We start from the raw sequence: 12438 nt of genomic DNA, 5'->3' as shown, positions 1-12438 counted from the left end.
TCAGGGAGCGGGAACCGGGAAGAACACCCGGGGGTCCTGCAGGAGCGCGGGGTAATCGAACGCGGACCGGTCGATCACCTCGGTGACGGTAAACGTGCGGCCGAACCGGCCGTCGTCGAGCGTGATGGGGCGGCCCAGCACCTGCCCGACGGCGAACTTGTTGCCGTCCTCAAATGAAACGGCAACGGTGGTCTTGCCGGGGAGGGTGGCGAATGCTTCCTCCTGCGCCAGACGCTTCCGGGTGGGCTTCTTCACGAGCTGCTTGGGCGGCAGCTTGCGCGGCTGCTTGGACGGGCGGCGGGAGCCGTCGTCGACGTACACGGGGGAGTAGCCATCCTCAGGTGCGGCGGGTGCAACAGCCCCGGCGCGGCGGATCGGAGGCAGTGCCACGGTATCCAGCGTCTGCGGATCGATTTCGGTGTGCGGGTCGCGGAGGATCCAGAGGATATCGCCCTCGGGTTCTGCCGGATAGAACTCGTGCTTGGGCTCAGGCCAAATGAAGTCCAGGTCCAGGTCGGCGTCGGGGAACACCGTCTTGTAGAACTTCGGTTCCTTGCGGAGCAGCTTGGCGCGGTGGCTCAGGTGGAAATCAGGATTTCCGAGCCACTCCGGCAGCGGGATCTTGGCCGCGTAGTCCGGGTGTGCTGCCTGGGGCGCGAACTCGGTGATGTTGGCGCGCGTGTTGTCTTCATGGCCGCGGTTGGTCCATTCGTCCACCATCGCCAGTCCGTACATGGTAAGCGCCGGAACGTGGCCCATCCACATGCGGACGGCGGGATGGTCCAGCCAGCCGTACTCGGGAATCACCAGAGCCCGGAGGGTCTGCAGCGCCTCGACACGCTGCTTGCCAAGCCTGGCGGTGTCCAGTGCTGCGGCGCTCTGCCGGAAATCGGGATACGGAAGGAAGGTTTGCATCCCTTCAGTCTGACGGCATGCGGCGGATGTGCCAATTGCAGTGCCCGGCGCCACATGAACGGGATCCGGCGACAGCGCCCCTCAACCGCGACAGGGCCACGGAATATTTCACATAGTGGACCGATGCATACAGCGCGTGCCGCTAACCACTAAGATCACCGAAACGCCCCACCGTCCCGGAAGCCCCCTCATGACAATTTCACCTGAAGTGACCGCCGGTTCAACGCAGCTGTTTGTGCCCAAGTTCGGGCAGATGCTTGATCCGGAGGCCAAGGGCATCCTGGTCCTTGATGAATTTACCCTTGACCCGGCCGCGGCACGCCACGAGCAGCACGGCTTTCGTGCCGCTATGGCCTCAGTGGCCCTGACCCTTCGCCGGATCGTCGCGCTGCGGATCGTGATCGCGCTCGTGGCGATCGGCAACCTGCCCCTGTTCCTGATGTCCAGCGGCTGGTGGATCTACGCTGTCTCCCTCGCGCTGGTAGTTGGTGTGCACCTCGCCGTCTCCTGGCTCAACAAGCACGAGCCCAAAGTGCGCCAGCGCCAGATGCTGGAACTGCACCTGCACCGCGAGAAGAGCGCCAACTACCGCAAGGTCCGCGACGCCGTGAAGTACATGATCGACACCCCCAGCCGCATGAACGAGCACCTCTACCTTGAACTGCTGGCGGCCAAGCGTGTGGCACTGAACCTCGCCCACGGCACGGTGGCCCTGCTGGACACCAGCGACGACGCCGCGTGGAAGGTCCGCATCATCCGCGAGATTCCGGCCGCGGCCAAGGCAGCAGCCTAAGCACGAAGAACATAAAACGGACGACGCCGGAGCTCCCCAGCGAGGGGATCTCCGGCGTCGCTGTTTCCCGGGGTTGTTGCTGCCGGGTTTTTATTGTTGCCGCGGGCCGTCGTTCTGGGGGAAAGGGGCGGCTCCGCGGAAAGTGTTGAGGCTTAGGCGGGAAGCTGCAGAACCTGCCCGGAGAATACGAGGTCCGGGTTGGCAATGGTGTCCAGATTGGCGTCCGCCAGGCTCTGCCAGCCGCCCTCAACGCCAAGCTTGTCGGCGACGGTGCTCAGGGTGTCGCCGGGCTCAAGCGTGTAGGTCTCGCCGCTCAGTTCCATAGGCGCGGCGTGCTGTGGAGCCGACACGGCATCCGCCGCGGTTGGCACGGCTGGTGCCTGCTCCACAGGCGCCTGGACTGGCACGCTCTCCACAGGCACCTGGACCGGCGCACTCTGGACTGGCGCGCTCTGGGGAGTCACCGCCGTCGTACCCCCTCCGCCGCTCAGGCCAAGCTCCGCGGCACAGGACGGCCACGCTCCCCAGCCCTGCGATGCCTGGACCTGTTCGGCCACGGCGATCTGCTGCTCGCGGCTGGCGTCGGCCGCGGAACCGGTGCCGCCGTAGGCAGCCCACGTGCTGGCGCTGAACTGGAGGCCGCCCGAGTAGCCGTTGCCGGTGTTCGTGGCCCAGTTTCCGCCGCTTTCACACTGCGCCAGTGCGTCCCAGGTTGCGCCGTCGGTGGCCGCGTTTGCTGCAGTGACGGAGAGTGCAAGGCCGGCTGCGGAAATGGCGGCGACGGCTACTCCACGGCGTGCGGCAGTACGAATGGTGGTGTTGTTCATGGTGTGATGCTCCTGAAGGCCACCAGCGCTCGGTCCGTCCCCGGAGGTTATTGCGCCACTGCCCGCCCCTGACGATATAGAGGTCAATTTTCGGTGTCTGCCGGCCGGGCAGTTCTGGTGGAGGCAGCACCGGGCATTCATGTCGCCCGAAGAACGGGCTTGCATTTCACGCTAGGACATCAGGAGGCCGTTATCAAACCGAGATGATTTTCTGGTGGTCAGCTGGTGAGGTCCTGATGGAACTGGTCTGCTGAGGGGGCGAGGGCCGGCTGGCAGGCATATCCTGACCGGATGAATATCTTTGCGGACGGAACCGCGGTGCCCGAAACTGAAGCTGCCGCCACTGAAACTGAAGCTGCCGCGGCAGAAACGGAAACAGACCTGCAGGAAGAAGCGGCGCAGCTGGTGCCTTTGGCGGAACTGCACCTGCACATTGAGGGCACACTGCAGCCGGAGCTGATCCTCGAACTGGCCGAACGCAACGGCATCACCCTCCCGTACTCCGGCCTGGAGGAGCTCCGGGGACTGTACGAGTTCACGGACCTGCAGTCCTTCCTGGACCTGTACTACGCCAACATGGCGGTGCTGCAGACCGAGCGGGACTTCGCCGATATGACCCGCGCCTACCTCGCCCGCGCCGCCGCCGCGGGGGTCCGGCACGCGGAGATCATGATGGACCCGCAGGCCCACCTGTCCCGCGGCGTCAGCCTGGAAACCTGCGTCAAAGGCGTGGCGTTGGCGCTGGCCACCTCCCAGGAGGACTTCGGCATGTCCACCCTGCTGATTGCCGCATTCCTGCGGGACCAGTCCGAGGAATCCGCGCTGGAGGTCCTGGACGGACTGCTGGCCATGAATGCCCCCATCGCGGCCATCGGCCTGGATTCGGCCGAGGTGGGCAACCCTCCGGCCAAGTTTGAGCGGCTGTTCGCCAAAGCCCGCGAAGCGGGCCTGCGGCTGACCGCGCACGCAGGCGAGGAGGGACCGCCGTCGTACATTATCGAAGCGCTGGACATCCTGGGAGTGGAACGGATTGACCACGGCATCCGCTGCATGGAGGACCCGGACCTAGTGGAGCGGCTGGTGGCGGACCGGATTCCGCTGACGGTCTGCCCGCTGTCAAACGTCCGGTTGCGTACCGTGGACACCCTGGCGGACCATCCCTTGCCGGCCATGCTCGCCGCCGGGCTCAACATCTCCGTGAACTCGGATGATCCGGCCTACTTCGGTGGGTACGTGGACGACAACTTTTCCCAGCTGAAGGCCGTTTTTGACCTTTCAGACTTCGACAGGTCACGGCTCGCGGCCAATTCCATCCATTCGTCGTTCGCCTCCGAGGAGCGAAAAGCAGAGCTTCTGGACGAACTGAATCGCGGGTAGCTCCGCTCGTTCCCACTCGCTACACTGGTGCGCGAGCGCGTGCGGGAAGAGTTCGGCGATACCCGGGATTTGTGCGCCAGGGTTGAGAAAACAGCCCCCTAGCCGAGACTCCTGCCTCACTTTTGCTGTAATCCGCGTCATAGTCGGTCATGACACGGAGAGTTAACCAATTCAAGTCGCGCGATTTAACAGGGTCTTGGCAGGATGCCTAGTGACAGATCGCATTACGCAAGGGGAATCATGGCCAAGTCCATCGCAGATAACACCGACCTTCGACTCAAGACCGTGCTGCACGTCCTGACCGAAGGCGTATGGTCCGGCGGTTCACTCAATGCCGGCGAGGTTCTGGCGGAAGCCACCTCGCGCGTGCCGTTCAGTGATCACGAGGCCACACTGCTCAGCGGCGGCATTCCGCGCGGGCACAAGACGCTCACGTCCGCTACGGCCAAGCTCGTCAAGGCCGGCTGGCTTGTCAAGGGCCGTTCCGGGTGGACCATCACCGATGACGGCATGCGCGCTACGGTCGCGTTCCCCGATGCGGATTCCTTCGCCACAGCGCTCGACGCCGGCACTCCGGTTCCTGCCGACGTCGCCATTCCGCCGGCACCCGCACCGGCAGCGGCAGTCAAGGCGGCTCCCGCCAAGAAGGCCCCGGCAAAGCGGACTCCCGCTAAGAAGGCCGCCGACGCCGTCGGGAAGGCCGCCAAGGCAATCGAGGACGCCATCGAGGACGCAGTGGAGCCCGTGGTCAAGGCCGTCCGCTCACGCAAGGCAGCACCCAAATCTGCGACTAAGGCTGCGCCCAAGGCAAAGGCCGAAGCGCCTGCTGTGGAGACTTTCCCGCAGCCCGAGGCCGTTGCGGTTGCCGGTGACTTCAACACCATCCTGGGCGCGCCGGAAAACTGGGCCCCGCAGTACGACGAGGCCCAGCTGACGCTCGATGCCCTGGACCAGCTGTGGAAGATCAGCGCCGACCTGCCCGCCGGCTCGTACACCTTCAAGATCGCCCTGAACCGGTCGTGGGACGAGAACTATGGCGCGTTCGGGACGTTCGATGGCCCCAACCACGAACTGCACCACGACGGCGGCACGGTCACCATCCGCTACGACCACCGCACGCGGGACATCACCATCAACTGACCGGGCCCGCCCAGCCCGCCGAGTTTTCGTCCAGATAACGGCATCTGGGGGCTGATTTAGGGTCAGTATCTGGACAAAAACTCCGGAGTGAAGCAGTGTGGAAACCGGTCGTCCTGGCCGGTTTCCACAGCACTGTTTCCCACAAAGGAGATGCAAAAGTGACCCTACCTTCAGGCCTTACCTCGGGCGTCTGGACCCTGGACATGTCGCACAGCGAGATTGGCTTCACTGTCCGGCACGCGGGCATCAGCAAGGTCCGCGGACGTTTCACTGACGCCTCGGCCGAAGCCCGCGTTGGCGCATCCCTCGCCGACGCTTCGCTTCACGCCACGGTCAAAACGGCCAGCTTCGATTCCGGCGACGCCAACCGCGACGGGCACGTGAAGGGGGCGGACTTCTTCGATGTGGAGGAGTACCCCGAGATGACATTCCGGGCCACCTCGGTGGAGGGCGACGGCGAGGATTACACGCTTACGGGCGATCTCACCATCCGCGGAATCACCAAGCCTGTGGAGCTGGAGGTCGAGTTCACCGGGGTGGCAGTGGACCCCTTTGGTGCCACCCGCGCAGGATTCTCCGCGGAGTGCGAGATCAGCCGCAAGGAGTTCGGCCTGACCTGGAACGCCGCACTGGAAGCCGGCGGCCTGCTGGTCAGCGACAAGGTCAAGATCAACGTCGAAGCGGCGCTGGTCAAGCAGTCCTGACGGCCATGAGGTTTTCCGGGCGCCGGCGTGACTCCGGTCGGGATATCCCTGACCGGGACATCCCAGGCCGCGAGAACTCTGTCCGAGAGACCGGCGATATCCGGCTCTCTGCCCGCGTCTTTGGCGTGGTGCAGGGGGTCGGATTCCGTTTCTGGACGATGGGCAAAGCCGACGAACTGGCGCTTAAGGGCGTGGTGAGGAACGTCGACGACGGCTCGGTGTCCATCGAGGCCGAAGGCCCGGAGCAGCAGGTCCAAAAGCTCCTGGACTGGCTGAGATCGGCGAACGCGCCCGGCCGCGTGGAACGGGTGGAGGAGACCATCTCCGCGGCCGACGGATCGTTCCGGGATTTCAGGGCCCGGTGACGCGTTCCTTCGGCCCTGGCGGATAGGCGTGCCGCCGTCCGGCAAGGATCAGCACAAACGCGACGACGGCGGGGATTGCGGCGGCGATCGGGATCAGGAGCGGCCCCGCGATGGTGAGGGCGGCGGCGCCGAACATCGCGCCGATCATGATCCCTATCTGGATGGTCAGTACCGTAAGGCCGTTGGCGGCGTCCCTGTACTCGCCGCCTGCCCGGAGGATGGCGGACTGGTTGTAGATCCCCATCGCGCCGATGCCTGTGCCCCAGACCAGCATCAGGACCAGCGTGACCGGCAGCGCCAAGGCCGGCAGGACGCTTCCCACCAGCGGGAGCAAGGCCACGGACACTACAACGCCGGCGACGGTGATCAGGAGCCAGCGCCGCGGACGGGAATCCACGGTGATGCCGGCGATCCAGATGCCCACCAACCCGGCAACACCGAGAACACTGATGGACAGCGGGATGCTGAAGTCGGGCAGCCGGACCTCGCGCAGGAACGGCGCAATGTAGGTGAACAAGGCGAAATGGGCCATAAGCATCAGCGGCCAGCCAACGGCGACAGTTTTCACTCCCGGCTGGCCGATCGCCTTGCGGATGGATGCGCCGCACCGGGGGAAGCAGCCACACGGCAAGGAGCGCCAGCACCACCCCGGAGACGGCCAGGACCAGGAACGCCGCCCGCCAGCCGACGATGTTGCCCAGGGCGGTGCCCACCGGGGCGCCGATGGCCAGTCCCAGGCTGTTGCCGCTGAACACGATGGCCAGTGCCTTGCCCACTTTGTGGGCGGGGACGATCCGCGCCACAAACGGGGCCATGGCGGACCACAGCAGGCCGTGCGCGATGCCGCCCACCACACGTGAACCCATGGCCGCGCCGAAATCGGAGACGATGGCCACTAGGGCGTTGCTGGCCGCGAAGAACAGGATCAACGCGATGAGCAGGTGGTGCCGCGGGACCCGCGACAGCAGCAGGGACAAAGGGATAACGGTGACCACGATGATGGCCGCGTAACCGGCCGTCAGGTAGCCGGCGGTCGCCTCGGAGACCCGGAAGTCGGCGCTGATCTGGGGCAGCAGGCCGGAGGGAAGGAGTTCGGTGGTGATGGCGGTGAAGCCGATGGCGGCAAGGACTATCAGGGCGCCGACAGGCAACCTGTTGCTCTGGGAGGTCACCCCACGAACTTACCTTGATTCAGCGGTGAGAACACGGTTTCTCAGAGTGTTGCGCGGCTGTGCGTAAGCGCACTGTGGATACCAGTGCTGAGGCCGATGAAAGCGCCAAGTTCCTCAAGCACCGCCGGCTTGGCCGGCATGTAATTCGTGAGCTCGGGGGAGCGGATGATCACCGCCCGCCACTGGCCCCGTGACACAGCCACGTTGATCCGGTTCCGGTTCAAGAGGAATTCGGCCCCGCGGGGAGCCTCGGCAACCGCCGAGCAGGCCATGGAGACTATGACCACCGGCGCCTCCTGGCCCTGGAACTTGTCCACCGTGCCCACCCGGACACCCGGCAGCCCGGCGTCGTGCAGGGCCTGCCGGATCAGCTGGACCTGGGCGTTGTAGGCGGCCACCACCAGGATATCTTCCGGGTTCAGGGGCCTGGCCGGCTTGTCGTCGCCGGGAAGCCATTTCAGCCCGATGTGCCGCTGGGCCTGACGGACCACCTCGGCAGCTTCCTCGGCGGAGGACTTGGTGTTCCCGCTGTGGTCCACAAAGACTGTTTCCACCCCCGCCGGCAGTTCCGCGAGGCTGCGGAGGGATGCCGCAGGCGCAGCTTCGAGTTTTCCGTCGTAGCTGAGGACGGACACGGCCCGGCACAGGTCCGGGTGCATGCGCCAACTGTCCGCCAGGAAGTAGCCCAGTTCGCCGGGGAGGGTGGCGTGCCCGGCAGCGAGCCAGCCCAGGGCGGACTCGTCCACGGGCTCCGGGTGCGAGCCCTGAGTGACCTGCGGCAGCTGCTGCGGGTCACCGAGGAGCAGGAGCCGCTTGGTTGCGCGGGCCACGGCCAGGGTGTTGGCCAGAGAGAACTGGCCGGCCTCGTCGATGACCAATAGGTCCAAGGCTCCGGCGGGGACGGACCTGCCCGTCATGGTCCAGGCGGTGCCGCCCACCAGGCAGCCGCCGGGGGAGGCGAGCAGCACGGCGACGTCGTCGTCGGACGTGCGGTGCCACAGCACGGGGTGCGGGGCTGCCAGCTTCTTCGCCACCCGCGCCGGATCCACACCGGCTGTTTCGATCGCGGTGCACAGCATGTTCTCCACCACTGCGTGGGACTGCCCCACCACGCCGATCTTCCAGCCCTGCTTCACCAGCCGGGCAATGACATGCGAGCCGACGTAGGTCTTGCCTGTCCCTGGAGGACCCTGCACGGCAAGGTACGAATGATCGAGGTCCAGCAGCGTGGCGGTGATCGCCGAGACGTAGTCCGCTGCACCGCCGGCGTCCTTGCCGACGGCGGCGGGACCCGGCATCGATTGGAACCGCGGCGGCACCTTGCGCAGGATGTCGACGCCGGGGTGTTCCGGAAGGACGGGGACCGAGGCGCCGACACTCTGGGCCAGCTCGGCCAGGGCGGCTTCGATGCTGGCGGTGCGGATCGGCTGGTCCTCGGTGAGCGCCACCGGAATATGCGGATAGGCGGGGACCCTGCCTGTTTCCCGCTCCTCGATAGTGATCATCGTCTGGCCGGCAACCCGCGGGTGGTCCTCCACAGCGGTCACCAGCGTGCCAAAGGTGAACCCGCGGCCCGTGGTGGTTCCCAGCGGATCGTCCAGGCCGTCAGGGACAGGGGAATCGTAGACCCGGCACCAGGTGCTCCCGGGCTTGAACTCCGACCCTTCGCTCATGACTCCGGTCAGCCTCAGCGTGCGGGTGCGCATCCGGGCCGTGGGCTTTGCGAGCTCCCAGTCCGTGAGTATTTCCGCGGTATCCACCACAAACACGTTGCGGTGCTCGGACCAGTGGTCGATCTCGGACTCGGTGCGGTCGAAGTGTTCCCACCAGAACTGCTTGCGCTCGCGGCGGTGGTACCCGGTGGCGGCGGCCACCATGGCGATGGCCCGTTCGTCGTTGGTCCACGGCCGGTTGTCCGGGAGGCCGGCCAGGTAGGCCTGCAGGCGGCGCTCCTCCGGTGTTGGTTCGGGTTCCGGAATTGGTGGCGGGGCAACAGCTGCGGCCGACGACGGCGCCGGCCGCCCGCCGTCGGACGTTCCCACCGTCGCCGCACCTGGGACAGCCGTTCCCCGGAGCTGGAGCAGCCAGTCGCGGAGGCGGAGGGTGGAGAGGCAGTCGTACTCGTTGTAGTCGGAGATGGAGGCCAGGATGTGGGCGGCCGCGGCGGCGTCGCCGTCGTCCCTGGTGGCGCAGTAACCGGCATACGCCACCACGGAGGCTCCGGCGTCCTTGACGTCCCCGGAGCGGAGGTTGCTGCCCATGTACAGGGGCTCGAGCTTCTTGATGGAGTAGGACGGCTCGGAGATCCGCAGCGAATGCCGGGCGGTGGCGTAGAGGTCCACAAGGAGGCCGTCGCGGAGCCAGTTGTCCACGATGTCCTCGCCGGCGAGGTGCGTGACGGACAGGTTCCGCAGCGCCGATTTTTCGTAGGCGGCGTAATGGTAGACATGCATGTCCGGGTGCCTGGCGCGGCGCTCTTCCACGTAGGCGAGGAAGTCCAGGAAGGCCTGCCGCTCCTCGTTGCGCGAATGCGCCCAGAACGGCCGGAACACGGGCTTGTCCGCTGCGAGCGCGTCAGCAGCGTCACCGTCAAACACAGGCGCCTCGATGACGCCGAACAGGTACTCCAGCCCCCACTTGCCGGTGGCGGGGTCCTGCCAGAGCGGATCGCCCTCGAAGTCGAAGAAGATGTCGCCGGGACTGGGCCGGGGTATCTCTGCCAGGGCGTTCTCGGGCAGCACCTTGAAGGTGACGGTATGCTCCTCGCCGTCCTTGGCGAAGGTGCGCGAACCGTCCGGAACGTCCCGGCCCAGCTGCATCCTGGCCTGGTCGCGGAGCCGGGCCACCGAGCCGGTGGCCTTGCTGAGCGGGAGATCCGCCAGTGCGTCGATGGTGGTGATGTGATCGACGATGAGCTTCTTCCGCCGGAGGGTGGTCATGCCGCCGACCATCAGGAGGTCGCGGTGGGACTGGACCTGTTCGGCGCAGTAGTTGCACCGCCCGCAGTATGCGACGCCGGGCTGTTGCCACTGCACCGCCGAACCGGCCTCCCGGTGGGCGCCGGTCAGGGCGCGGAAGCGGTCGCGGCGCTCGCGGAAGACCGGCAGCAGGTCCGGCAGCGAGTGGTGGCTGCGGACGTAATCGCCGTCCACCACGGCGCCCAGCACCAGCGTGACCCGGGGCGACGGGTCCAGGCCCATGCCAATCAGCTGGTCTCCATAGGCGGCGAGCTGCAGGAGCGCACCCACCTTGGCGTGCCGTGCCAGCTTGGTGTCCCACACCTCGTAGCGTCCAGGATTGCCGGTGCCGGCAGCCTCGTTGACGATGAAGTCCGCATAGCCCAGGAATTCTCCGTCGAAAAAAGTTGCCTGGAAGACGACGTCGGCCCCGGCACGGAGCGCCAGTTCCGTTTCCGCGTGCTTGGCCAGCAGCTCGCCGCGCGTGTTTTCCCCGCGCTCGATCGAGTACACCCCGGCCCCGCGGCCGGCGTCCCAAGCGCCGTAATGCGCGACCAGGCCGGCCAGGACCTTGGCCTCGTGCTTGTCACCGAGCGCCCCGGCACGGCGCTGCATTTCGTCGTCGGGAAACTGCGCCTTCGGGGTCCGGCCCAGTTTTTCGTCCAGGATGCGGAGCGTGCGGTACTCACATTCGCTGGCGGCCACCAGGTCGCTGGCGGAAAACACGAGGTCCTGCGGCGCGCTGGAGCCGGATTCCACGCTGCGGGGATCAGCGAGGCGCGGATCAACAATACCGGGATCAGCGCTGGCTGGATCGAGCAGAAACACGGGGCCTCCCCATTGACGTGCCTGGCCGGAGGACAGTTCCCCTGACGCTGGTTTGAATCTAGCAAGAGGGGCTGACAATCAGGCCCCGGCTACTCCTGCGCTGCCCGCACCTGCGCTTGGTCGTGCTCGGTGTGGGCTTTGCGGAGGAGGTCCAGGAATTCGGTTTCGTTGCGGATGAGCCGTTTGTACTTCTCCGGAAGCTTGCGGATCTGGTCTTCCTCGCGGACCATCCGGGTGAACAGCTTGTCCCGCTCCGCCATGTCCGTTTCGTAGTTGAGGTCCAGGTATTCGGTGGCGTGCCGTTTGGCGCCGGAAACCGCGTTCTTGGCCTTGCCCTTGGGGCTGAAGATCGAGGCCAGGACGGTGACCGCCAGGACGCCCAGGATCACGGTCAGGGACACGCCGGTGCTGACTTCGATGACGTTGACGTGCTCGCCGTCATTGATGAACGGCAGGTTGTTCTCGTGCAGGGCATGGAGGATGAGCTTGACGCCGATGAAGCCGAGGATGGCGGCGAGACCGTAGGCAAGGAAGATCAGCCGGTCCAGCAGTCCGTCGATCAGGAAGAAGAGCTGGCGCAGGCCCATGAGCGAGAACGCGGTGGCCGTGAAGACGATGAAGACGTTCTGCGTGAGGCCGAAGATGGCGGGGATGGAGTCCAGTGCAAACAGGATGTCGGTGCCGCCAATGGCCACCATCACCAGGAGCATCGGGGTGAGGACGCGTTTGCCGTTCTCCTGGGTGAAGAGTTTGTCGCCATCGTAATGGGCCGACGCCGGGAGGTACTTTTTGGCGAGCCTGACCACCAGGCCTTCGGCGTCTTCGTCGTGGCCGTCCGGCTTGATCAGGTTTCCCGCGGTGATCAGCAGGATCAGGCCGAAGATGTAGAACACCCACGCGAAACTGTTGATCAGCGCGGCGCCGAGGAAAATGAACGCAGTCCGGGCGATCAGCGAGAAGACGATGCCGAAGAGCAGCACCTTCTGCTGGTCCGCGCGGGGGACCTTGAAGCTGGCCATGATGATCAGGAACACAAAGAGGTTGTCCACGGACAGGGCCTTCTCCGTGATGTACCCCGCGAAGTACTCGGTGCCCATGGTGGTGCCGCCGAACAACAGCACGCCCAGGCCAAAGAGGAGGGCGATCCCCACATAGATGGAGGACCAGATGGCCGATTCCTTGAGGGTGGGGGTGTGGGCCTTCCGGACATGGAAGAAGAAATCGAAGGCCAGCAGGCCGACAATTCCCGCGATGGTCAGGGTCCAGACAAAGGGAGGGACGTCCATCAGTCCACCCTACCTAGGCGTTTGCCGTTAGTCCTGCTTGACTTGGATGACCCCCTCAATAAGGGTGGACTGGG

The 12438-nt window shown here is 65.8% G+C and carries 9 protein-coding genes and 1 pseudogene; 5 read left to right on the top strand and 5 right to left on the bottom strand.

Annotation, left to right across the window (positions count from 1 at the left end; translation table 11 throughout):
- Window positions 1-915 (bottom strand): MSMEG_6728 family protein, encoded by a 915-nt coding sequence (locus tag MUN23_RS03915; protein ID WP_248762209.1) that lies wholly within the window; start codon window positions 913-915, stop codon window positions 1-3.
- Between the two features lie 190 nt (window positions 916-1105).
- Between MUN23_RS03915 and MUN23_RS03910 the strand changes: the two genes are divergently transcribed.
- Complete coding sequence (locus MUN23_RS03910; protein WP_248762208.1) at window positions 1106-1708, top strand: hypothetical protein; 603 nt, start codon at window positions 1106-1108, stop codon at window positions 1706-1708.
- A gap of 152 nt (window positions 1709-1860) precedes the next feature.
- Here the strand turns inward: MUN23_RS03910 and MUN23_RS03905 are convergent, their stop codons facing one another.
- On the bottom strand, window positions 1861-2535 hold the full coding sequence (locus MUN23_RS03905; protein WP_248762207.1) for a transglycosylase family protein: 675 nt from the start codon (window positions 2533-2535) through the stop codon (window positions 1861-1863).
- 291 nt (window positions 2536-2826) lie between these two features.
- On the opposite strand from MUN23_RS03905, the gene MUN23_RS03900 reads away from it, so the two are divergent.
- The 4 genes from MUN23_RS03900 (at window position 2827) to MUN23_RS03885 (ending at window position 6121) form a co-directional block, all read left to right on the top strand.
- Entirely contained in the window at window positions 2827-3912 is a 1086-nt protein-coding gene (locus MUN23_RS03900) for an adenosine deaminase (protein ID WP_248762206.1), read from the top strand.
- A gap of 240 nt (window positions 3913-4152) precedes the next feature.
- On the top strand, window positions 4153-5052 hold the full coding sequence (locus tag MUN23_RS03895) for a glycosidase (protein ID WP_248762205.1): 900 nt from the start codon (window positions 4153-4155) through the stop codon (window positions 5050-5052).
- Between the two features lie 158 nt (window positions 5053-5210).
- Window positions 5211-5756 carry a YceI family protein gene (locus MUN23_RS03890; protein ID WP_248762204.1) on the top strand — a complete coding sequence of 182 codons (546 nt, stop codon included), beginning with the start codon at window positions 5211-5213 and terminating at the stop codon, window positions 5754-5756.
- Between the two features lie 5 nt (window positions 5757-5761).
- Window positions 5762-6121: an acylphosphatase gene (locus MUN23_RS03885; protein ID WP_371875974.1), complete on the top strand. Its 360-nt coding sequence runs from the start codon at window positions 5762-5764 to the stop codon at window positions 6119-6121.
- On the opposite strand, the pseudogene MUN23_RS03880 reads toward MUN23_RS03885, so the two are convergent.
- The 3 genes and pseudogenes from MUN23_RS03880 to MUN23_RS03870 all read right to left on the bottom strand — a co-directional run bounded on the left by MUN23_RS03880 (window position 6108) and on the right by MUN23_RS03870 (window position 12364).
- A pseudogene (locus MUN23_RS03880) lies at window positions 6108-7293 on the bottom strand (MFS transporter). The gene MUN23_RS03885 and the pseudogene MUN23_RS03880 overlap by 14 nt on opposite strands.
- 41 nt (window positions 7294-7334) lie before the next feature.
- Window positions 7335-11009, bottom strand: coding sequence for a TM0106 family RecB-like putative nuclease (locus MUN23_RS03875; protein WP_248763981.1), 3675 nt, complete (start codon window positions 11007-11009; stop codon window positions 7335-7337).
- A gap of 158 nt (window positions 11010-11167) precedes the next feature.
- Window positions 11168-12364 carry a TerC family protein gene (locus MUN23_RS03870; protein WP_248762202.1) on the bottom strand — a complete coding sequence of 399 codons (1197 nt, stop codon included), beginning with the start codon at window positions 12362-12364 and terminating at the stop codon, window positions 11168-11170.
- Window positions 12365-12438: the final 74 nt, after the last annotated feature.

The sequence above is a fragment of the Pseudarthrobacter sp. SSS035 genome (genome assembly GCF_023273875.1).
Lineage (GTDB): Bacteria > Actinomycetota > Actinomycetes > Actinomycetales > Micrococcaceae > Arthrobacter.
Note: the sequence above shows the minus strand (reverse complement) of the source record. Positions and strands in the feature narration are given on the sequence as shown.

Coding starts and splice junctions, on each gene's coding strand:
- MUN23_RS03915 (WP_248762209.1), bottom strand. CDS start 915: ATGCAAACCTTCCTTCCGTATCCCGATTTCCGGCAGAGCGCCGCAGCA.
- MUN23_RS03910 (WP_248762208.1), top strand. CDS start 1,106: ATGACAATTTCACCTGAAGTGACCGCCGGTTCAACGCAGCTGTTTGTG.
- MUN23_RS03905 (WP_248762207.1), bottom strand. CDS start 2,535: ATGAACAACACCACCATTCGTACTGCCGCACGCCGTGGAGTAGCCGTC.
- MUN23_RS03900 (WP_248762206.1), top strand. CDS start 2,827: ATGAATATCTTTGCGGACGGAACCGCGGTGCCCGAAACTGAAGCTGCC.
- MUN23_RS03895 (WP_248762205.1), top strand. CDS start 4,153: ATGGCCAAGTCCATCGCAGATAACACCGACCTTCGACTCAAGACCGTG.
- MUN23_RS03885 (WP_371875974.1), top strand. CDS start 5,762: ATGAGGTTTTCCGGGCGCCGGCGTGACTCCGGTCGGGATATCCCTGAC.
- MUN23_RS03870 (WP_248762202.1), bottom strand. CDS start 12,364: ATGGACGTCCCTCCCTTTGTCTGGACCCTGACCATCGCGGGAATTGTC.